At 70.0% G+C, this 19,815-nt stretch carries 20 protein-coding genes and 1 rRNA gene; 9 read left to right on the top strand and 12 right to left on the bottom strand.

Features of this window, described 5'->3' with window-relative positions:
• Window positions 1–23: 23 nt before the first annotated feature.
• The 4 genes from HHX33_RS32700 to HHX33_RS32685 all read right to left on the bottom strand — a co-directional run bounded on the left by HHX33_RS32700 (window position 24) and on the right by HHX33_RS32685 (window position 2,461).
• Window positions 24–614: a hypothetical protein gene (locus HHX33_RS32700; RefSeq protein ID WP_182877950.1), complete on the bottom strand. Its 591-nt coding sequence runs from the start codon at window positions 612–614 to the stop codon at window positions 24–26.
• A gap of 59 nt (window positions 615–673) precedes the next feature.
• Complete coding sequence (locus tag HHX33_RS32695; RefSeq protein WP_182877949.1) at window positions 674–1,282, bottom strand: hypothetical protein; 609 nt, start codon at window positions 1,280–1,282, stop codon at window positions 674–676.
• Window positions 1,283–1,292: 10 nt separating this feature from the next.
• Entirely contained in the window at window positions 1,293–2,114 is an 822-nt protein-coding gene (gene otsB, locus HHX33_RS32690; RefSeq protein WP_182877948.1) for a trehalose-phosphatase, read from the bottom strand.
• A 65-nt stretch (window positions 2,115–2,179) separates the two neighbouring features.
• Window positions 2,180–2,461 carry a DUF3263 domain-containing protein gene (locus HHX33_RS32685; RefSeq protein WP_117410004.1) on the bottom strand — a complete coding sequence of 94 codons (282 nt, stop codon included), beginning with the start codon at window positions 2,459–2,461 and terminating at the stop codon, window positions 2,180–2,182.
• A 108-nt stretch (window positions 2,462–2,569) separates the two neighbouring features.
• Between HHX33_RS32685 and HHX33_RS32680 the strand changes: the two genes are divergently transcribed.
• Entirely contained in the window at window positions 2,570–3,376 is an 807-nt protein-coding gene (locus HHX33_RS32680; RefSeq protein WP_182877947.1) for an SAM hydrolase/SAM-dependent halogenase family protein, read from the top strand.
• 16 nt (window positions 3,377–3,392) lie between these two features.
• Here the strand turns inward: HHX33_RS32680 and HHX33_RS32675 are convergent, their stop codons facing one another.
• The 5 genes from HHX33_RS32675 to HHX33_RS32655 all read right to left on the bottom strand — a co-directional run bounded on the left by HHX33_RS32675 (window position 3,393) and on the right by HHX33_RS32655 (window position 9,103).
• Window positions 3,393–4,409, bottom strand: coding sequence for an ABC transporter ATP-binding protein (locus HHX33_RS32675; protein WP_117410002.1), 1,017 nt, complete (start codon window positions 4,407–4,409; stop codon window positions 3,393–3,395).
• Window positions 4,393–5,433: an ABC transporter ATP-binding protein gene (locus HHX33_RS32670; RefSeq protein WP_310740468.1), complete on the bottom strand. Its 1,041-nt coding sequence runs from the start codon at window positions 5,431–5,433 to the stop codon at window positions 4,393–4,395. The genes HHX33_RS32675 and HHX33_RS32670 overlap by 17 nt, the downstream gene beginning before the upstream one ends.
• A gap of 31 nt (window positions 5,434–5,464) precedes the next feature.
• Window positions 5,465–6,388: an ABC transporter permease gene (locus tag HHX33_RS32665; RefSeq protein ID WP_117410000.1), complete on the bottom strand. Its 924-nt coding sequence runs from the start codon at window positions 6,386–6,388 to the stop codon at window positions 5,465–5,467.
• A complete protein-coding gene (locus tag HHX33_RS32660; RefSeq protein WP_117409999.1) occupies window positions 6,381–7,322 on the bottom strand; it encodes an ABC transporter permease in 942 nt (313 codons plus the stop codon). The genes HHX33_RS32665 and HHX33_RS32660 overlap by 8 nt, the downstream gene beginning before the upstream one ends.
• Before the next feature lie 113 nt (window positions 7,323–7,435).
• The gene (locus tag HHX33_RS32655; protein ID WP_138461936.1) at window positions 7,436–9,103 is read right to left on the bottom strand and encodes a peptide ABC transporter substrate-binding protein; all 1,668 of its coding nucleotides are present in this window, start codon (window positions 9,101–9,103) and stop codon (window positions 7,436–7,438) included.
• A 393-nt stretch (window positions 9,104–9,496) separates the two neighbouring features.
• Between HHX33_RS32655 and HHX33_RS32650 the strand changes: the two genes are divergently transcribed.
• From HHX33_RS32650 to HHX33_RS32635, 4 genes are all read left to right on the top strand, one after another.
• Window positions 9,497–10,402 carry an ABC transporter permease gene (locus HHX33_RS32650; RefSeq protein WP_117409997.1) on the top strand — a complete coding sequence of 302 codons (906 nt, stop codon included), beginning with the start codon at window positions 9,497–9,499 and terminating at the stop codon, window positions 10,400–10,402.
• Window position 10,403: 1 nt separating this feature from the next.
• Window positions 10,404–11,246, top strand: coding sequence for an ABC transporter ATP-binding protein (locus tag HHX33_RS32645; RefSeq protein WP_259403106.1), 843 nt, complete (start codon window positions 10,404–10,406; stop codon window positions 11,244–11,246).
• Between the two features lie 19 nt (window positions 11,247–11,265).
• Complete coding sequence (locus HHX33_RS32640; RefSeq protein ID WP_117410026.1) at window positions 11,266–11,802, top strand: YbhB/YbcL family Raf kinase inhibitor-like protein; 537 nt, start codon at window positions 11,266–11,268, stop codon at window positions 11,800–11,802.
• A gap of 62 nt (window positions 11,803–11,864) precedes the next feature.
• Window positions 11,865–12,035: a hypothetical protein gene (locus HHX33_RS32635; protein WP_182877946.1), complete on the top strand. Its 171-nt coding sequence runs from the start codon at window positions 11,865–11,867 to the stop codon at window positions 12,033–12,035.
• 87 nt (window positions 12,036–12,122) lie between these two features.
• Here HHX33_RS32635 and HHX33_RS32630 read toward each other — a convergent pair whose 3' ends face one another.
• The gene (locus HHX33_RS32630; RefSeq protein WP_182877945.1) at window positions 12,123–13,181 is read right to left on the bottom strand and encodes a hypothetical protein; all 1,059 of its coding nucleotides are present in this window, start codon (window positions 13,179–13,181) and stop codon (window positions 12,123–12,125) included.
• A 404-nt stretch (window positions 13,182–13,585) separates the two neighbouring features.
• Between HHX33_RS32630 and HHX33_RS32625 the strand changes: the two genes are divergently transcribed.
• The 4 genes from HHX33_RS32625 (at window position 13,586) to HHX33_RS32610 (ending at window position 18,436) form a co-directional block, all read left to right on the top strand.
• On the top strand, window positions 13,586–14,155 hold the full coding sequence (locus HHX33_RS32625) for a DUF1707 SHOCT-like domain-containing protein (protein WP_182877944.1): 570 nt from the start codon (window positions 13,586–13,588) through the stop codon (window positions 14,153–14,155).
• A gap of 17 nt (window positions 14,156–14,172) precedes the next feature.
• Window positions 14,173–15,201, top strand: coding sequence for a phosphate acyltransferase PlsX (plsX, locus tag HHX33_RS32620; protein WP_182877943.1), 1,029 nt, complete (start codon window positions 14,173–14,175; stop codon window positions 15,199–15,201).
• A gap of 84 nt (window positions 15,202–15,285) precedes the next feature.
• Window positions 15,286–17,007: an arginine--tRNA ligase gene (argS, locus tag HHX33_RS32615; RefSeq protein WP_182877942.1), complete on the top strand. Its 1,722-nt coding sequence runs from the start codon at window positions 15,286–15,288 to the stop codon at window positions 17,005–17,007.
• Window positions 17,008–17,122: 115 nt separating this feature from the next.
• Window positions 17,123–18,436 (top strand): hypothetical protein, encoded by a 1,314-nt coding sequence (locus tag HHX33_RS32610; RefSeq protein WP_182877967.1) that lies wholly within the window; start codon window positions 17,123–17,125, stop codon window positions 18,434–18,436.
• A gap of 86 nt (window positions 18,437–18,522) precedes the next feature.
• On the opposite strand, the gene HHX33_RS32605 is transcribed toward HHX33_RS32610, so the two are convergent.
• Together HHX33_RS32605 and rrf are read right to left on the bottom strand one after the other, a co-directional pair.
• Entirely contained in the window at window positions 18,523–18,906 is a 384-nt protein-coding gene (locus tag HHX33_RS32605) for a cell division protein SepF (RefSeq protein ID WP_117409990.1), read from the bottom strand.
• Window positions 18,907–19,736: 830 nt separating this feature from the next.
• Window positions 19,737–19,815: ribosomal RNA gene (rrf, locus tag HHX33_RS32600) — 5S ribosomal RNA — on the bottom strand; the annotation flags it as partial.

Genomic DNA, 19,815 nt, shown 5'->3' with positions numbered 1-19,815 from the left:
ACCGGTGACGGCGGCGGCGGTGCTCAGTTCCAGGTGGCCTGCTTGAGGATCCCGTCCAGGCCCGGGGTGTTCCACTGGTCGACGATCAGGATCTTCGACGTGGGCAGGTACCACTCGCGCTGGCTGTAGCGCATCCTCACCCTGAACTTCTTGTCGACGCAGGTCCCCGCCCACGCGTGGTAGTCCGCCCGGTGCCCCGCCCCGACCTTCCGCAGCCCCTTGCCGGCGAGCTTCATGGTGCCCTTGTACAGGCGGACGGTCCTCGGGCAGACCGAGACGTCGGTCGCGGGATCGAACCCGTACCTGGGGTTGTAGGACTGGAACGTGTGATTGCCGATCTTGAGGGCCTTCGGGCCCAGCACCCAGAAGCCGTGGCACCCCGCGTCACGGAAACCGAAGTCCATGGTGCCGAGGCTGGGGCACGAGCCGGTGACGACGCGGGTCCAGTCCGTGCCGGCCTGGACCGCCTTCCACGACGAGGGGATGGTGAGGGTCAGGCCCTTGCGCAGGTGGACCTGCTCGGTGCCGCTCGCGGACGCCGCGGAAGGAGCCGCCAGGGTGGCCGTCAGCACGGCCAGCCCGGCCGCCGCGGTCGCAATGGTCTTTCCGATCATGTCTCCTACGGTAGGCCCGGCCACTTGGAGACGACTTGCGGGGCGATGCCGGCAAGAGATCAGTGCCAGGTGGCCTTCCTGAGGATCTCGTCCAGGCCGAGGGTGTTCCACTGGTCGACGATCAGGATCTTCGACGTGGGCAGGAACCACTCCCGCTGGTGGAAGTGGGCCTTGACCTTGAACTTCGTCATCGTCACGCACGGCCCCGCCCAGTCGCGGTAGTAGGCCTTGTGCCCCGGCCCGACCTGGCGCAGCCCCTTCGCGACGAGCTTGGTCTGGCCGATGTAGAGGTTCTTCCGCACCGGGCAGGGCCCGACGTCGGTGGCCGGATAGAACGGCCCGTCCGGCGTGTACGCGTTGAACAGCTCATGGCCGATCTTGATGGCCTTGGGACCCAGGACCCAGAAGCTGTGGCACCCCGAGTCGCGGAAGCCGTAGTCCGCGGTGCCGCGCGTGGGGCACGAGCCGGTGATGACGCGGGTCCAGTCCGTGCGGACGGCGTCGACCCGCCACGAGGCGGGGATGGTGAGCGTGAGGCCCTTGCGCAGGTGGACCTGCCTGGTGCCGCCGAGGTCGCTCGCGGACGCCGCCGCGGGAGCCACCAGGGTGGCGGCCGCGAGGGCGGCGGTCAGCACGGCGAACCCGGCCGGGATGGTCTTCCGGTTCATGTCCGGAACGTTAGACCTGCCCGCTTGCAGACCGCTTGCCAAGCGATTCCACCAGGTCGCCGAGGAGGGCCACCACGCCGTCGGGGCCGTCCACCACCAGGTCGGCGCGTTCCGCCAGCGCGGTCACCTCGGCGGACCCGCTGCACACCCGTACGCCGGGCAGGCCGGCCTCCTCGACCGCGGCGAAGGCCGCGAGGTCGCCGAGGTCGTCTCCGGCGAACATGACCGAGCGCGCGTCGCGCTCGGCGAGGAAGGCCGACAGCGCCCGGCCCTTGTCCATGCCGCCGGGCCGCAGTTCCAGCACCATGCGGCCCGGCTCGACCGCGAGCCCGGCCTCCGCGGCCAGCGCCGCGACCGGTCCGCGCAACTCCTCCAGGGCCGCGGCGGGGTCGGCGCAGCGCCGGGTGTGCACGGCGACGGCGTGGCCCTTGTCCTCGATCCACGCGCCCGGCAGCCCGGCCACGAGATCGGGCAGCCGGGTCCGTACGAGGTCGAGCCCCGGCGGCGGCGGCGGGGCGGTCACGCGGCCGTCCTCCCAGCGTTCGAGGCCGTAGTGACCGAGGATCACCAGGCCGGGCACGTCTCCGAGCGACGGCCCGCCGGGCACCTCCCCCAGGCCGATGGCCGTCAGGGGCGGCCGGCCGGTGACGACGACCACGGCGCGTACGAGCGGGGCGAGCGCGGCCAGCACGCCCGGCACCGCGGGGTGCACGCGGGCGGCGGCGGGGTCGGGGACGATCGGGGAGAGCGTGCCGTCGTAGTCGAGCCCGATCACGGCGCCTGCCGGGTCGGCGACGATCGCGTCGAGTCCTGGGTGCGCGGGCAGTGTCATGGCCTCGTTCCGGAGAAGTGGTCGGGACGCCTCGGCGCGCCGTGCGGGGACGGTGAGCGGGTGTCTCAGGGGTGCATGCCGAACCTGCGGGCGGAGCGGTCACGCCGCCGGCCGGCCCTCATCCGGCGCAGTCGCTTGACCAGCATGGGGTCGTGCTCCAGCGCCTCCGGCCGGTCGATCAGCTCCCCGAGTAACTGGTAGTACCGGGTGGCGGAGACGCCGAAGGCCTCCCTGATCGCCTGCTCCTTGGCGCCCGCGTACCGCCACCACTGACGCTCGAACGCGAGCATCTCGCGGTCGCGGTCGGAGAGGTCGAGCCCGTCGCCGCCGGTCGGTTCGGTGTCCATCCGCTCCTCCTCGATCGGCCGCGAGCCCGTCCCTCATGGTAAAGGGACGCACGACGTTGGACGACCCGGGGTGTGCAGAGGAGAGAGGCCGACGTAGTGTCACGTGGTGTGAGCTCTGTAATCACGCTTCTTACCGACTACGGGCTGGAGGACGGGTTCGTCGCCGCGTGCCACGGCGTGATCGCGGGCATCGCACCGCAGGCTCGGATCATCGACGTGGGCCATCTCGTTCCCGCCGGGGACGTGCGGCGCGGCGCGGCCATCCTGGCGCAGACCCTGCCCTATCTGCCGGCCGGCGTCCACCTCGCCGTCGTCGATCCCTCCGTCGGCGGCAACCGCCGCCCGGTCGCGGTCGAGGCGGGCGGGCGGGTGTTCGTCGGCCCGGACAACGGCGTCCTGTCGTGGGCCGTACGGGCCGCCGGCGGCGCCGACGCGGCCTACGAGATCACCAACAGGGAGCTGTTCCTGGCCAACGTCTCGCCGACCTTCCAGGGACGCGACCTGTTCGCCCCGGTGGCCGCGCACCTGTGCGCCGGCCGGGCGGTGGCCGACGTGGGACCGCCGATGCCGGTGGACCGCCTGGTGACCCTGCCCGCCCCGACCTGCCGCCTGCGGGACGGCGCGGCGGAGGGCGAGGTGCTGTCGGTGGACCGGCACGGCAACGTCCAGTTCTCGATCACCGCGACCGACCTGGCCGAGATCGGCGTACGGCTCGGCGACACCCTGGCCGTGTGGCTGGGGCGCCGCCAGGTCGCGGTGCCGTACCGGGAGACCTTCACCGCCGTGCCGCCGGGCGACCTCGTGGCGTTCGCCGACTCCGCCGGCCTGGTCGCCATGGCGATCAACGCCGGGGACGCCGCCGACCGCCTGGGCCTGCCCCCGGGCGCACACGTACGGCTGTCGCCCGGGCGCTGACCCGGCGGCGGGTCTCCTACTCGGCGTTGACCACGTCGCGGGCCTCCGCGAAGTGGCAGGCGCTGGGATGCGCGCTGCCCGGACGGGCCTCCAGCGCGGGCTCCTGCTCGGCGCAGATGTCCTGCGCCTTCCAGCAGCGGGTGCGGAAGTGGCAGCCCGACGGCGGGTTGGCCGGCGAGGGCGGGTCGCCCTGCAGGATGATCCGCTGGCGGGTCTCCCGGCCCTCCGGGTCGGGCACCGGCACCGCAGACAGCAGCGCCTGCGTGTACGGATGGGTCGGGCTGTCGTAGATCTCGGCGTCGTTCCCGAGCTCGACGATCTTGCCGAGGTACATCACCGCGATCCGGTCGGAGATGTGGCGGACCACCGACAGGTCGTGCGCGATGAAGATGTAGGCGAGGTTGAACTCGTTCTGCAGCCGCTCCAGCAGGTTCATCACCTGCGCCTGGATCGACACGTCGAGCGCGGAGACCGGCTCGTCGCAGATGATGATCTCCGGCTGGAGCGCGAGGCCACGCGCGATGCCGATGCGCTGACGCTGGCCGCCGGAGAACTGGTGCGGGTAGCGGTTGATGTGGTCGGGGTTGAGGCCCACGACCTCCAGCAGCTCCTGCACCCGCTGCCGCCGGCCGCCCTTCGGCGCGACGTCCGAGTGGATCTCGAACGGCTCGCCGACGATGTCGCCGACCGTCATCCGGGGGTTCAGCGAGGTGTACGGGTCCTGCATCACCATCTGGATGTTGCGGCGCATCCGCTTGAGCTCGGCGCCCCTGGCGGTGGTGATGTCCCTGCCGTTGATCCGGACCGAGCCCGACGTGGGCCGCTCCAGCGCCATCAGCAGCTTGGCCAGCGTGGACTTGCCGCAGCCCGACTCGCCCACGACGCCGAGCGTCTCGCCCTTGCGCAGGTCGAAGGAGACCCCGTCCACCGCCTTGATCGCGCCGACCTGCCGCTTGAAGACCACGCCGTAGTTCAGCGGGAAGTGCTTCACCAGGTCGCGGACTTCGAGGATGGGCTCAGCGGGAGCCGTCATCGAGAACCTCCCTCCAGTAGTGGCAGGCGCTGCCGCGGGTGTCGCTGACCGTGTACAGCGGTGGGACGTCGGTCACGCAGTTCTCCTTGCGGTACGGGCACCGCGGGTGGAAGGCGCAGCCGGTGGGCATGTCGAGCAGGTTCGGCGGCATGCCCTTGATCGCGTACAACTCCTGGCCCTTGAGGTCCACCCGGGGGATCGACTCCAGCAGGCCCTTGGTGTAGGGGTGGGCGGGAGCGCGGTACCCGTCGAAGACCGAGGCGTGCTCGACGATGCGCCCGCCGTACATGACCGCGATCTTGTCGGCCACGTCGGCGACGACGCCGAGGTCATGGGTGATCAGGATCAGGCCCATGTCGCTTTCCTGCTGCAACTCCGCCAGCAGTCCCATGATCTGCGCCTGCACGGTCACGTCCAGGGCGGTGGTGGGCTCGTCCGCGATCAGGATCTCCGGGTCCAGCGCGATCGCCATCGCGATCATGATGCGCTGCCGCATGCCGCCGGAGAACTGGTGCGGGAAGTCGTCGACCCTGGACTTGGCGCCCGGGATCCTGACCCGGTCCATGAGCTCCACGGCCTTCCTGCGGGCGTCCCGCTTGGACATGCCCTGGTGGACGCGGAACATCTCCCCGATCTGCCAGCCCACGGTGAACACCGGGTTGAGCGCGGACAGCGCGTCCTGGAAGATCATCGCGATCCGGCGGCCGCGGATCTGGCTGCGGTCCTCGTCCCGCATCGTGAGCAGGTCGGTGCCGTGGAACCGGACCTCCCCCTTGGGGATGCGCGCCGGCGGCATGTCGAGGATGCCCATGATCGCCTGCGCGGTGACCGACTTGCCGGAGCCCGACTCCCCGAGCACCGCGAGCGTCTCTCCGGCGTTGACCGAGTAGGAGACGCCGTTCACGGCCCGTACGACGCCCTGGCGGGTCTGGAACTCGACGTGCAGGTTGTCCACGGCGAGCAGGGGTTCGTCGCCCGCGCGTTCCGCCGGGAGCAGATGCGTGTCGACAGACGGGTTCTTCACTTGGCCTGGGTTCTTCACTTGGCCGCCCCTCTTATCGAAGCTTCGGGTCGAGCGCGTCGCGGACGGCGTCGCCCAGCATGACGAACGCCAGCACGGTGATGCTCAGGAAGAGCGCGGGGAAGATGAGCGGTTCCGGCGCCTCCAGGAACCGGCGCCGGGCGTCGCCGATCATCAGGCCCCACGAGATCGCCGGCGGCTGGACGCCCACTCCCAGGAAGGACAGGCCGGCCTCGGCGGCGATGAAGACACCCAGGTTGAGGGTCGCCGTCACGATCACCGGGGCGATCGCGTTGGGCAGGATGTGCCGCACCATGATCCGGCCGGGCCCGGCGCCCAGCGCCCGGGCCGCGGTGACGTAGTCCTGGTTCTTGGCCGAGATGACCGCGGCCCGCATGATCCGCAGGATCAGCGGCCAGGCCAGCACGGCGAGCGAGAGGACCACGATCCAGGCTCCGGCGTTCTCCCGGCCGGCCACCGACAGGAACAGCAGCGCGCCGAGCACCGAGGGGATCGCGAAGAAGATCTCGGCGATCCGCGACAGCAGCACGTCGACCCAGCGGCTGTAGTAACCCGCCAGCAGGCCGAGCCCGCCGCCGACGATGGCGCTGATCAGCGAGGTGGCGATGCCGACGATGACCGAGACGCGGGCGCCGTAGATGACCCTGGAGTAGGTGTCGCAGCCGAGGTTGTCGGTGCCGAACCAGTGCTTGGAGGTGATGCCCTCCCGCGCGTTGCTCAGGTCGCAGGTGGAGGGGTCGTAGGCGTTGACGGACGAGAACAGCGACGGGAAGGCCGCCATCAGGATCAGGATCAACACGAGGATCGATCCCAGGATGAAGACCTTGTTCCGGCGGAGGTCGTGCCAGGCGTCCGACCACAGACTGGCCGGCCTGCGGGCCTTCTCCGGCTTGGCGTCCTTGTCCTTGGCCGATTCGGCCACAGTCGCGTTACTCATAGCGGATCCGGGGGTCGAGGACGGCGTACAGCAGGTCGACGATCAGGTTGGCCAGGACGTAGACCAGGACCAGTACGGTCACGATACCGACCACCACCGCGTTCTCACGCAGGTAGACGGACTGGAAGAGCTGCTGGCCGATGCCGGGCAGGTTGAAGATCGTTTCAGTGATGATCGCCCCGCCCATCAGCGTGCCCAGGTCGGCGCCCAGATATGTGATCAGCGGGATGAGCGAGTTGCGCAGCGCGTGCCGGCCGAGCACCCGTCGTCGTGGCAGGCCCTTGGCGACGGCGGTGCGGATGTAGTCGGCGCGGAGCGTCTCCATGAGGCTCGTCCGGGTGAGCCGGGTGAGATAGGCGATCGAGAGCCCGGCCAGCACCAGGCCGGGCACGATGTAGCTCCGCATGCCGTCCTGGATCCCGGCGACGGGGAAGAAGTCGATCCCGGTGTTCTGCTTCAGCTTCACACCGAGCACGAGCTGCAGGACGAACCCGCTCACCAGCGTCGGGATCGAGACCAGCAGCAGGGTGAAGGCGAGCACCGCCTGGTCCTGCCACCTGCCCCGGCGGAGCGCCGCCCACAGGCCCAGCCCCACGCCGATGACCGCCTCGAACACGAGGGCGGTGATCGAGAGCTGGAAGGTCACCTGGAACTTGCCCTGGAAGAGCGAGGACACCGGCACCCCGCGGAAGGTGGTGCCAAAATCACCGGACACGATGTCGCGGATGTAGTACCAATACTGGACGAGCAGCGGATCGTTCAGGTGGAACTGCTCACGCATGCGCGCCACAAGCTGGGGGTCGAGACGCCGGTCCCCGCCCAGGGCCGCGATGGGATCACCCGGCAGCGCGTAGACGGTGGCGAAGAGCAGGAACGTGGTCCCCACCAGTACAGGGATCGCCTGCAGTAGGCGTCTGATCACGTAGCGACCCATGAGGTCTCCCGGTCATGAACAGGGGCAGCCCATTCTGTCTGTCATGGACTGCCCCTGAGGATGGTCGACTACCGGGGGGCAGATCAAGGACCGCCCCCCGAATAGCTCGTCGGTCAGGCCCGCTCGACGTTGAAGACGTCGATGCGCTCGAACGGGTCGATCTTGACGTTCTTCACGTTCGAGGAGAACGCGCCGTTCGTGGTGTAGAAGTAGATCGGCACGTACGCCATCTCCTTCAGCGCCAGGTCGTCGGCCTGCTGGTAGAACTTCACGCCCTCGTCGAGGGACGCGGCGGAGTCACCCTTGTTGAGCAGCTCGTCGAACTCCTTGTTGGAGTATTGGACGTAGTTGGAGCTGCCGCCGGTCCCGAAGATCGGGCGGAGGTAGTTCTCCGGGGACGGGTAGTCCATGATCCAAGCCATCCGGAAGGCGCCCTTGACCTTGCCGTCGCCCAGGTCGTTGAGGATGTCGGCGAACTTCTCGTACGGCTTGACGCTGACCTCGACCTGGAGGTTGGTGCGGATGTTGTTGGCGACCGCCTCCATCCACTCCTTGTGGGCGCCGTCGGCGTTGTAGCTCAGGTCGATGGACTTGACGTCCTTGCCGCCGTTGGAGTCCCAGAGCGACTTGGCCTTCGCGGGGTCGAAGGTGCACGCCTCGCCGCAGGCGCCCTTGCGGTAACCGGCGACGACCGGGCTGATGTTGTCGTCGGCGGGGACGCGGGTGCCGGAGAAGACCTTGTCGGTGATGGTCGCCCGGTCGATCGACATCGAGATCGCGGTGCGCAGCTCGCGGCTCTTGGCGTACGCGTCACCGCTCTTGATGTTGAACCCGAGCCAGCCGATGCCGGAGGAGGGCTGCTCGATGTAGCGGTCGCCGAACTCGGCCTTGGCGCCGCCGATCTGCTCCGGCGGCAGCTGGTCCATGATGTCCAGGTTGCCGGCCCGCAGGTCGTTGTACGCGGTGTTCAGGTCGGTGTAGATCTTGTACTGGAGCGCGTCGACCTTGGCCTTGCCCTCCTTGAAGCCGTCGAAGCGGACCATCTCGACCGTCTGGTCGGTCCCGCGCTTGTACGGCTTGCTCATCTTGAAGGGGCCGTCACCGATCGGGTTCGAGCCGTAGTCGGCCTTCAGCTTGCCCTCGGACTCGAAGGCGGCCTTCGGCAGGGGGTAGAAGGCGGTGTAGCCCAGCATGGTCGGGAAGCCCGAGTAGGGGTGGGTGAGCTCGACCGAGATGGTCTTGTCGTCCACCGCCTTGAGGCCCGACAGCGTCGTCGCGGTGGGCTCGGCGGCCTTCTTCGGGCCCTCCTCGCCGTCCGGGTCCTGCGGGTTCATGGCGTCGTAGCCCTTGAACACCGAGAAGAAGTAGTTGGACTGCTGCTGGTTCGGCCCGTAGGCCGTGTAGTTCCAGGAGTCCACGAAGTTCTGGGCGGTGACCGGCGTGCCGTCGTGCCAGGTGTAGCCGTCCTTGAGCTTGATCGTCCAGGTGGTCTGGTCGGTCGAGTCGATGGACTCCGCGATCCGGTTGACCGGCTTCTTCTGGTCGTCGTAGTCGACGAGACCGATGAACAGCGCGTTCAGCACCTCGGCGCCGCTGGTCTCGCCGGTGTTGCCCGGAATCAGGTCGTTCTGCGGCTCGGCGATCTCGATGCGGACCGGCTGCGCGGCGGAACCGGAGCCGGAGCCTGAGTTGTCGGACCCTCCACCACCGCCACAGGCGGCCACGGCGAGCGCCAGCAGCGCTGCTCCGGCGGTAATCCTTACGCCCCTAGTCACACGCATAGTGGATCTTGGTCCTCCCTCTAGGATGGGCGTTCACGCTGGTGCGACCCCGGGTTTGCGGGCACCGTCAAACCAGCTGACGTCCTGCCAGTCGTCCGGAGCATCCCTCACCTCTCGCACCAGAGGTATCTCCGGCACGTTGCAGTTCGGTCACACGTGCGCGAGTCGGGCGTCACACACGCAGTCCCGCGTGCCAACCCTAAACGCCCAGATAGGCACTAAAACCCCCTTTAGCGTACATTCACCGTGAGAGTGCGAGCCCTTGACCGGCGGAGTCGGCGGCACCCCCTCCCCGGTCCCCTTATCACGATGTCCTGGGCTAACGTTGACCAGTCGCAGCCACGTCCGGTGCGACAGCCGTCCCACCGACCTCCATCCAATAGAGTCACTGCCATGAGCCAGCCGGAATCCGCGGTCGCGGAGGCCCAGGGTGGCGGCCGAGCCCCGGAGTCGCTGGCCGCGCTCGCCGAGCGTCACGGACTGCGACGCGCCATCGCACGCCCCAGCATGCCCGCCTACCTGCGCCAACTGTGGGACCGGCGGCACTTCATCCTCACGTACGCCACGTCGCGCAACGTCTCGAAGTACTCGGAGTCGATGCTCGGCCAGCTCTGGCAGGTGCTGACGCCGCTGCTCAACGCCGCGGTCTACTGGCTGATGTTCGGCGTGATCCTCGGGCAGAGCAAGTCGATCGTCAACTACCCCGCGTTCCTCATCACCGGGGTCATGGTGTTCACCTTCACCCAGCGCACGGTGATCAGCGGGGCCAAGTCGATCTCGTCGAACCTGTCCCTGATCCGCGCGCTGCACTTCCCCCGCGCCTCGCTCCCGCTCGCGTACACGATGCAGGAGCTGCAGCAGCTCGGCTACTCGATGGGCGTGCTCCTCCTGCTGGTGCTCGTCACGGGGGAGCCGATCACCTGGCTCTGGCTGCTGGTCCCGGTCACGCTGGCGATGCAGACCGTGTTCAACATCGGCATCGGCCTGTTCATGGCCCGCGTCGGCGCGTTCATGCGGGACATGAACCAGCTCCTGCCGTTCATCACCCGCACCTGGCTGTACGCCTCCGGCGTCTTCTACGCGATCGACGACAAGACCCGGGAACTCCCCGACTTCCTCCGCTGGGCGCTGGAGTTCAACCCGGCGGCCGCCTACATCGAGTTCATGCGCGACCTGCTGATCTACCAGCGTTTCCCGGAGCGCTGGGCGTGGGTGACTTGCGTATTCTGGGCAGTGTTCGCGGTGATCGTCGGCTTCTGGTACTTCTGGCGGGCCGAGGAGAGGTACGGCCGTGGCTGAGCTGACCAAGGAGCAGGAGCTGTCCCAGGTGGCGCCCCAAGACCCCAAGACGCAGACCCCCTCCGAGACCCGGGACCCCGAGTCGCCCGACTCCACGACCGGGACGCCGACCGTCATCGTCGACGACCTCCACATCGTCTACAAGGTGTACGGCTCGGCCGGCGACGCCGAGAAGGGCAACGCGGCCAACGCGCTCATGCGCCTTCTCCGGCGCCAGGGACGGCCGCAGATGAAGGAGGTCCACGCCGTCAAGGGCGTGAGCTTCGTGGCCCACCACGGCGACGCCATCGGCATCATCGGCCGCAACGGCTCGGGCAAGTCGACCCTGCTGCGCGCGATCGCCGGTCTCCTGCCGCCGCACAAGGGCGCCGTCTACACGAACGGCCAGCCCTCCCTCCTCGGCGTCAATGCGGCCCTCATGAAGGAGCTGACCGGCGAGCGCAACATCATCCTCGGCTGTTACGCCATGGGGATGACGCCCGCCGAGGTGCGCGAGAAGTACGACGAGATCGTGGACTTCTCCGGCATCGGGGAGTTCGTCCAGTTCCCCATGTCGACCTACTCGTCCGGCATGGGCGCCCGGCTTCGCTTCGCGATCTCGTCGGCCAAGACGCACGACGTGCTGCTGATCGACGAGGCGCTCGCGACCGGCGACCGCGAGTTCAAGCGCAAGAGCCAGGACCGCATCAAGCAGATGCGCCAGTCCGCCGGCACCGTCTTCCTGGTCGCCCACAACCTCGACGTGATCGAGGAGACGTGCAACCGCGTGATATGGCTGCACAAGGGGAAGATCAGAATGCAGGGCGACCCCCAGGAAGTCCTGGAGGCGTACAACAAAGCCTGAGAGAAACGGAGGGGTGAACGTGCCGACGCCGCCACCGATCCCGTACGACCACCTGCCCGAGGTGCCCGCGCTGACCGTCGAGAGCGACGACGTGCGGGACGGCGAGAGGCTCCCCGAGGCCCACGTGTTCGACGACTGGGGCATGGGCGGGCAGAACGTCTCCCCGCACCTGCGCTGGTCGGGCGCCCCCGAGGGCACCCGGAGCTACGCCGTCACCTGCTACGACCCGGACGCCCCCACGGGCAGCGGCTTCTGGCACTGGGTGCTGTTCGACATCCCGGCCTCCGTCACCGAGTTGCCGGCGGGCGCGGGCAACGGCCCCGACTTCAAGGGACTGCCCGAGGGAGCCAGGCACGCCCGCAACGACTTCAGCACGAAGGAGTACGGCGGCGCGGCGCCCCCGCCCGGACACCCGCACCGCTACCTCTTCGCCGTGCACGCGCTGGGCGTGGAGTCCCTCGGCCTGGACACCGACGCGCCGCCCGCCGTGGTCGGCTTCAACGTCACGGCCAACACGCTCGCCCGCGGCTTTATCGCACCGGTGTACGAAACCTGATGCCACAGGGCCCGGCGTTCCACTATGATTCGAACGGAGATTCGACATAGCGGAGGGCCGGGATGAGCGACCTCGCGTCGGCGATCGACAGTCTCGCCGCCGAAGACCCCTCGGAGCTGCCCGTCGGGCTGATCGCCGAGCAGCTCATCGATCTGCACTGGCAGATGGCCCGCCTGCAGGCCCAGATCGCCAGGCGCACCTACCTGCGCGCCTCCTCCGAGTCGCTTAACTAGCGCCCCTCGCCGGGACGCGAACGGCCGGCACCCTCACGAGGTGCCGGCCGTTCGTCGTGGCCGAAGCCGGAATGTTCGATTCCTGGGTCAGTTGCCGTACCCGCGCACCCGCCCCGTCGGGACGGCGCCGGACACCAGGCCCGGGGCGGACGACACCGCGCCCGACAGGGCCGCGTCGGCGGTGACGGCCGCGGAGGAGGCCAACCGGGACGTCGCGGCGGTGGCCGCACCGGCTCCCCGCGCCGGCACGCTCGTGGTGGTCGCGGCGACACCGGCGACCGCGCGGACGTCCGCGTTCACGCGGGCCGCGACGTCGGCGGTCACCGTACGGGTGCTGCTCGTGTCGGCGCACGGAACCAGCGTCAGCAGACCGCCCGCGCTGCCGGCGGTCGCCGCGGCGGCCCCGTTCAGGTTGAGCAGCGCCTTGAGCCTGGCGGTGACGTCGAGCGCGGCGCTGACGTCGGCGCCCGCGGCGGCGACGGCCGCCGCCGAGGCGTCCACGGCGTCGGCGGTCCGGCCGGAGGTCGTGACAACCGGCCGGCCGACCTGGGCGGTGAGAGCCGCGACGGCCTTCGCCTTGGCGCGCACGGCCGCATCCACGGTGGCCCTGGCGTCGACGACCGCCTGCAGGGCGGCGCGCAGATGCGCCTCCAGGGTGGCGATCACGGCGGCGTCGACGGTGATCGTCGCGTCCGCGGCAGCGGCGGCCGCGGCGTCGACTGTGGCGTCGACTGTGGCGTCCGCCGTGATGTCGGCGCAGATGTCGGCCGCGATGGCGGCCGCGGCGTTGATCTGCGCGTTCGCGGTCGCGGTGAGAGCGGCCGTGGTCGTGCCTGCGAGGTCCGCGACGGCGACGAGGTCGGCCCGGAGCGCGGCGGTCACGTTCACCGCCACCTGGGCGGCGGCGTCGGCCTGCGCGACGGCGCCGCTCGCCGCGGCGCTCGTGCCGCTCGCCGCCCCGCTCGTCGTGCCGGCCACCGCGTCGGCGACCACGCCGGCCCGCAGGTCGGCCAGCAGGCTCGCCACCGCCGCGACCCGGGTGTTCGTGCACTTGACCGCGCACCCCTCGGCCTGCGCGGGCGCGGCGAGCATGCCGGCGACGCCGATCGCGACGGCGACGACGGCTGTCCTAACCAGTCGTTTCATTTGACTTGCCCCCGGTTCATATTCCTTTTCACGAGAGTGGGAATGACGAACCCAAGAACCCCCGTGCGTCGGCGGGCACGCCGACAAAGACGTCGGCATTTCTATCACCGCGGTTCGCGCCGGAAGGCCCACCGAAGTGGGGGATCCAGGCAGGACGACGCGCCGGAAAAATCGGGATATCGAGCATCGGACGACCACTTCACGGTCGCCCCAATCCCCGCGCAGCAGAAAGCTACGGTAAACACCGCGCCCGGTCGCGGCGGTGAATTTTTCCGCTCGCTTTTGGCGACGCGCGCGTGGCGCCCGTGACGCGCACCCGGCGGGCGCCGGTCCGCGGCCCCTGGGACCGCCTGTCGCCGGCTGGCACTATCGCGACATATCGCGTTAGGAGTTAGGCTGTCGGGGTGACCTACCTCACCCCGTACGCGGGCGACGATCCCGCGCAGCGCGCCTCCGACGCCGACCGCGACAGGATCGCGGCCGTGCTCGGCGAGGCGCTGGCCACCGGCCGCCTGACGAGCCTCGAACACGCCGACAGGCTCGACTCCGTCTACCACGCCGTGACGCTGGGCGAACTCGTGCCACTGATCAGGGATCTGCCGGACGTGTCCGGCCAGGCGTCCGCGCTCCCCACGGACCGGCTCCGGATCTCGGCGGTGTTCAGCAAGATCATACGGCGCGGACGCTGGATCGCCGGGCGGCACACCGAGCTCAGCGCCGTCTTCGGAGCGCTGATCGTCGACCTCGACGAGGCGGTCCTGCCCGGCCGGGAGGTGACGCTTGAGGTGAACTCGTTCTGCGGGAAGATCATCATCACCGTCCCCCCGGACGCCAGGGTGATCGACCAGGGCGGCACCGTGTTCTCCAAGCGCGCGATCAGCGGCGGGGACGGCGCCGAGAACGGCCCGCTGATCCGGCTCACCGGCAACGCGCGCTTCGGCAAGATCGTGGTGTACCGGGGGACGCGCCGCTGACGGCCTACGATTCGGCCATGCAACCCACCGGCCGTACGCTGCCCGTGGCCCTGGACGCAATGGGCGGCGACCACGCGCCCGGCGAGATCGTCGCGGGAGCCGTGCGGGCGGTGCGCGAACGCGGCGTGCCCGTCGTGCTCGTCGGCCATCCCCGGGTGCTCCACCAGGAGCTGGCCGGGCACGACGCGGTCACCGAGATCCCCATCGTCCGCGCCGAGGAGGCCCTGGCGATGAACGAGGGCGCGCTGGCGAGCCTGCGGCGCCCGCGGTCCAGCATCGCCGTCGCGTGCCATCTCGTCCGGCGCGGCGACGCCTGCGCGGTGGTGTCCGCCGGGTCGACCGCCGGCGTCGTCGCCACGGGACGGCTGCGCCTGCGGGCCCAGCAGGGCGTCGTAAGGCCCGCCATCGCGGTCGGCCTGCCGACGCTTCCCCAGCCCACCGTGCTGCTCGACGCGGGGGCCACGGCGGACGCCAAGCCCGAGATGCTGGTGCAGTTCGCCCACCTCGGGGTGGCGTACGCGGAGGCCGTGCTCGCCACGCGGCGTCCGCGCGTCGGCCTGCTCACGATCGGAGCCGAGGCCGAGAAGGGCAACAAGCTCGCCAAACGCGCGCACGAACTGCTCGTCGCCACCCCCGGCATCGACTTCGTCGGCAACGTGGAGGGACACGACCTGCTCACCGGGAAGGCCGACGTCGTCGTCACCGACGGGTTCACCGGCAACGTCGCGCTGAAGACGGTGGAGGGCACCGTGCGGTACGCCTTCGACCAGTTCAGGGAGGCGATCGCGGACAGCCGCCTGGCCCGGCTCGGCGGGATGCTGCAGCGGGCCCGGCTACGCGAGCTGGCCGACCGGCTCGACCCCGAGGCGCACGGCGGGGCCGTGCTGCTCGGGCTGAACGGCACGGTGGTGATCGCCCACGGCTCGTCGCGGGCCCGCGGGATCGCCGCCGCCTGCGAGCTCGCGGCCCGCCTGTCGGCCCAGGGCGTCGTCGCCAGGATCGGCGAGCGGATCGCCGCGGGCAACCGGTCGCACCGCCGCCGCTGACCATGCGGACGACCGCCGGACGGACGGCGGGACACCGCCGATTTCGGCAGGCGGGCCGAAGTCACGCGCCGATAAGCTTGACGCATGACCGACCCGCAGCTCGTGCTCACCGAGCGGGTCCAGCAGGCGCTGGGCTCCGCCTTCGGTCCGGAGTACGCCACCGAAGATCCGCTGATCAGGCCCTCACAGTTCGCCGACTACCAGGCGAACGTCGCGCTCAGCCTGGCCAAGCGGCTCCGACGTGCGCCGCGGGAGGTCGCCCAGGCCGTCGCGGGCCACCTCGACACCTCCGACGTGAGCGTCGAGGTCAGCGGGCCCGGGTTCCTCAACCTGACGCTGCGCGACGGCTGGATCGCCGAGCAGGCCGGCCAGCGGCTGCTGGACGACCGCCTCGGCGTGCCGCAGCCGGCTCCGCAGACCGTGGTCGTCGACTACTCGGCGCCGAACGCCGCCAAGGAGATGCACGTCGGTCACCTGCGCACCACGATCGTCGGCGACACGCTCGCGCGTACCCACGAGCACGTCGGCAACCAGGTGATCCGGCAGAACCACCTCGGCGACTGGGGCACTCCGTTCGGCATGCTCATCGAGCACCTCCTCGACATCGGCGAGGAGCAGGCGCTCGGCCGCCTGGCCGCCGGCGACGGCAACGCCTTCTACCAGGAGGCGCGGCACAAGTTCGACACCGACAAGGCGTTCGAGGAGCGCTCCCGCCGCAGGGTGCCGCTGCTGCAGGGCGGCGACCCGCCGACCCTGCGCCTGTGGCACGAGTTCATCGAGTACACCAAGCGCTACTTCAACAAGGTGTACCGTGCGCTCGGCGTCACGCTCACCGACGAGGACATCGCGGGCGAGAGCAAGTACAACCCCATGCTCGCCGACGTCTGCGACGAGCTTGAGCGCATGGGCGTGGCCGAGATGAGCGAGGGCGCGCTGTGCGTCTTCCCGCCCGGCTTCACCGGCCGCGACGACCAGCCGCTGCCGCTCATCGTCCGCAAGAGCGACGGCGGGTACGGCTACGCCACGACCGACCTCGCCGCGATCCGCTACCGGGTCCGCGACCTCAAGGCCGACCGGGTCCTCTACGTCGTGGGCGCGACCCAGTCGCTGCACTTCCAGATGGTCTTCGCGGCGGCCCGGATGGCCGGCTGGCTGCACGACGAGGTGAAGGCGGAGCACGTCCAGATCGGCAGTGTGCTCGGCAGCGACGGCAAGATGTTCAAGACCCGCAGCGGCGAGTCGGTCAAGCTCACCGACCTGCTCGAGGAGGCGGTCGTCCGGGCCGAGGCGGTCATCGCCGAACGCGGGTACGAGCCGGAGGCCCGGCGGCAGATCGCCCGCCAGGTCGGCATGGGCGCCGTCAAGTACGCCGACCTGTCGGTCAGCCACGACAGCGAGTACGTCTTCGACTTCGACCGCATGCTCGCGCTGACCGGCAACACGGGGCCGTACCTCCAGTACGCCACGGCCCGCATCCGGTCGATCTTCCGCAACGGCGGGATCGACCCGGAGTCGGTCACCGGCCCGATCGTGCTCGGCCACCCGGCCGAGCGGGCGCTGGCGCTGCAACTGCTCGGCTTCGGCACGGTCGTCGCCGCCGTCGCCGAGCTGTCCGAGCCGCACCGGCTCTGCAACTACCTGTTCGACCTCGCGCAGGCGTTCACCTCGTTCTACGAGGGCTGCCCGGTCCTCAAGGCCGAGGAGGAGTCCGTACGGCAGTCGCGTCTGGCCCTGTCGTCGCTCACGCTGCGCGTGCTGTTGCGGGGCCTCGACCTGCTCGGCATCGAAGTGCCCGAGCGGATGTGAGCGGCGTGCCCGAACCCGCTCCGGCGTGCCTAACCCCTCGTCAGCGCGCCGAGCGTCTAGTCTGGCGCGGGCAAGGGAGTGCCAGCCGATCCCTCGGGGAGCGATCCGCGTGAGCATGGACCTGACCACGAGTCCGGAGCCCGGAAACGTGGCCGACGCCACGGAGTTGCACCGCTACGCCGAAGCGCTGCTCGTCAGCCTGGCGGCCGACGGGACCACGCCCGAGCTGCCGCCGGGCGTCACGGACGTGCCGGGATACTGGCTCGCTCCGGCCGTCGAGACCCTCGTGCTGATCCTGTCGGGCGGGGACGCGCTGGAGCCGCTGGCCCTCGCCTCCCAGCTGGACGAACGGCGCACCGCCCTGTTCCTGTGCCTCGCCCTCGCCGTCTGCGGCCAGGGTGACCGCATCCACGCGTCCTGGCTCGGCACCGCCTTCGGCGACCTCTCCGAGGACCACCCGGTGGCCCCCGGCCAGCGGGCCCTGTGGCTGGCAGCCGCGCGGGGGGCGTACGGGCCGGTCGGCAAGATCTTCGTGCTGCGCAAGCTGGACGCGGTCGACGTGCCGGCCACCGACGACCGCTGGCTGAGGGCCATCGTGCCCGGATCGCCGGAGACGTCGGTGCCCCCCTCCCTGGAGCCGTTCCCCGAACTGGCGAAGGTCGCCGAGATCGAGCGGTCCCTGCAGGCGTCGGTGACGCTGCAGCGCCTCCGTGAGCGCTGCGACGCGATCACCTCCACCCGGCAGCCGGGCGAGGTCACCAAGGTCGTACGCGGCACCGTGTGGGCCGACGACGAGCCGCTGGCCGTGCTCCGCACGCTGGTCGGGCAGGGCGGCCCTGACGGGCCGCTGAGCTCGCTCACCGGCCATCTGCTGCAGGACCTGCGCCCCGACGCCGATCCGCATCTGGCCGCGCTCGCCCTGCATGTCGCGGCGCCCGCCGTCCGGGCCGCCGCCGAGGCGCTCGTCGACGTGGTGCGCGAGCCCCCGCCGGACGCCCTGGACGTGCCGATCCTCGGCTATGCGGTACGGCTCCGGCCCGAGGGCCCGGACCAGGAGTCGATGGCGGCGGCCGAGCAACGCCTCGTCACCGAGTGCGTGCCCAAGCGTGCCCGGCCCTGGCCGGCGTACCTGCTCCTGGTCCTCGCCGCCGCCGTCTTCGCCTGGGGTTTCGTGGTCAACCCGCCGCTGGCCCTCGGCGGCCTGGTGATCGCCGCGGTGGGCGGTCATCTGCTGTGGCGGCACCGCATCCAGGAGCACTCGGACGTGCGGTACGTCCAGTCGCGGGCCGGGAAGCTCGGCGATCTCGCCGACAAGGCCGTCTGGGCCCTGCACGAGTACGCCAGGGAGTCCGAGGAGCGGGCCTCCGTCGCCGCACGCGACCTCAGCGAGATCACCACTCTCCTGCGCCGGGGCCCACGGGCCGCCTGACGCCGCTCCGCCGTACGAACCACGGGCCCTCTCCCGCTGTATGGGAGAGGGCCCGTCAGTCTGTTAGGCGCGTGTGGAGCGCCGGTTCAGGCGCTGGAGACCTCCACGTTCGCGGGGGTGATCAGGAACACCTTGTCCGCGATCCGCTCGATGCGGCCCTCACAACCGTAAGCGAGGCCCGCGGCGAAGTCGACCATGCGGGTGGCCTCCGCGGTCGACATGCCCGCCACGTCCATCACCACCGTGTGGCCCTCGCGGAAGTGCCGGCCGATCGTCAGGGCGTCGTCGTACTTGTGCGGGCGGACCATGACGATGTGGGCAGGGTCGGCATTGGGCTGCCAACGCTTGGCGGCGCGCTCGGCCGCCGGCATCCAGTCGTCCTCGTACTCGTCCTCGTCGGTGTAGGCCTCGTCATACTGCTCTGCCCCACCCAGGCCAAGGTAGCTTGCCACCTTGCGCACAGCCCCCATCGGCTCGTCCTTTTCCGGCTTGTCCTTTTCCGGGCTTGTCCCTACACACGGGACCGTAATCGACGATTCAGCTATCCCCCACCGACACGCCCGGCCGTTTAAGGGTTGTTGGTTGGATAATGCAGCGGCCGAGTGCGTATGTCTTCATCGTCAATTCTGTTTCAGCCCTTCCAGGGTAACTCTCGAACCCGCCTACCCCACGGAACACTTCGCAAACATTTTTCCCGGTCATCAGGAAGGACATCGTTCCCTCAGTAGATCACAACGTACGCCGCCGATGAAGGGTTCCGGAAATAAGATCTTGCTGGTAGAGCCGCCGCGGGCGGGTGCCGGAGGCGCGAATCGAACCGCCGGCCAAGGTGATCGAATTGCGCGGCGGACGTCCCGCCCGGAGGCCGGGAATTCGAAATTCGAAAATATTTGCGATAGCGGTCGCGGCCTCTGTACAGGCGGGCGCGCAGCCCAGGGCCGGTCGGAAGGCCGCTGTTGATCCTGGAGTCGGTGCCGGAGCCGATGACGTTGCCACACGAGAAGTTAGAGGCACACAGACGCCCATAGGTTCCCGGAGGGCCCGAACTTCCCGTCCTAGCCCCACATCCGGCCCTCACCCACCGGCCCGTCACCGCAAGGCCCTCAGAGCACCGGCAGGCGCCGGCGAGGTCGGCCGGCCGCGCGACAGCGCCGCACGAGCCAGGTACAGGAGGGGGACGCGGCGGGGAAAGCGGGTGAGCAGGTTGAGCGGCGCCCAGGGCATGGACACTCTGGCGCAGCGAACTCGGGCACAAAAAAAGGGGGGTCATCCCATACGGGATGACCCCCCTCAAAAAATTGTCCGGCGGCGTCCTACTCTCCCACACCGTCCCCGGTGCAGTACCATCGGCGCTGGTAGGCTTAACTTCCGGGTTCGGA

Source organism: Microbispora sp. H10670 (genome assembly GCF_014161385.1).
Lineage (GTDB): Bacteria > Actinomycetota > Actinomycetes > Streptosporangiales > Streptosporangiaceae > Microbispora > Microbispora triticiradicis.
Note: the sequence above shows the minus strand (reverse complement) of the source record. Positions and strands in the feature narration are given on the sequence as shown.

Bases quoted from the DNA above. Each gene is read 5' to 3' on its own strand.
- HHX33_RS32630 (WP_182877945.1), bottom strand. From the start codon at position 13,181: ATGAAACGACTGGTTAGGACAGCCGTCGTCGCCGTCGCGATCGGCGTC.
- HHX33_RS32605 (WP_117409990.1), bottom strand. From the start codon at position 18,906: ATGGGGGCTGTGCGCAAGGTGGCAAGCTACCTTGGCCTGGGTGGGGCA.
- HHX33_RS32675 (WP_117410002.1), bottom strand. From the start codon at position 4,409: ATGACGGCTCCCGCTGAGCCCATCCTCGAAGTCCGCGACCTGGTGAAG.
- HHX33_RS32635 (WP_182877946.1), top strand. From the start codon at position 11,865: ATGAGCGACCTCGCGTCGGCGATCGACAGTCTCGCCGCCGAAGACCCC.
- HHX33_RS32685 (WP_117410004.1), bottom strand. From the start codon at position 2,461: ATGGACACCGAACCGACCGGCGGCGACGGGCTCGACCTCTCCGACCGC.
- argS (WP_182877942.1), top strand. From the start codon at position 15,286: ATGACCGACCCGCAGCTCGTGCTCACCGAGCGGGTCCAGCAGGCGCTG.
- HHX33_RS32660 (WP_117409999.1), bottom strand. From the start codon at position 7,322: ATGGGTCGCTACGTGATCAGACGCCTACTGCAGGCGATCCCTGTACTG.
- HHX33_RS32700 (WP_182877950.1), bottom strand. From the start codon at position 614: ATGATCGGAAAGACCATTGCGACCGCGGCGGCCGGGCTGGCCGTGCTG.
- HHX33_RS32655 (WP_138461936.1), bottom strand. From the start codon at position 9,103: ATGCGTGTGACTAGGGGCGTAAGGATTACCGCCGGAGCAGCGCTGCTG.
- HHX33_RS32650 (WP_117409997.1), top strand. From the start codon at position 9,497: ATGAGCCAGCCGGAATCCGCGGTCGCGGAGGCCCAGGGTGGCGGCCGA.
- plsX (WP_182877943.1), top strand. From the start codon at position 14,173: ATGCAACCCACCGGCCGTACGCTGCCCGTGGCCCTGGACGCAATGGGC.
- HHX33_RS32610 (WP_182877967.1), top strand. From the start codon at position 17,123: ATGGACCTGACCACGAGTCCGGAGCCCGGAAACGTGGCCGACGCCACG.
- otsB (WP_182877948.1), bottom strand. From the start codon at position 2,114: ATGACACTGCCCGCGCACCCAGGACTCGACGCGATCGTCGCCGACCCG.
- HHX33_RS32695 (WP_182877949.1), bottom strand. From the start codon at position 1,282: ATGAACCGGAAGACCATCCCGGCCGGGTTCGCCGTGCTGACCGCCGCC.
- HHX33_RS32665 (WP_117410000.1), bottom strand. From the start codon at position 6,388: ATGAGTAACGCGACTGTGGCCGAATCGGCCAAGGACAAGGACGCCAAG.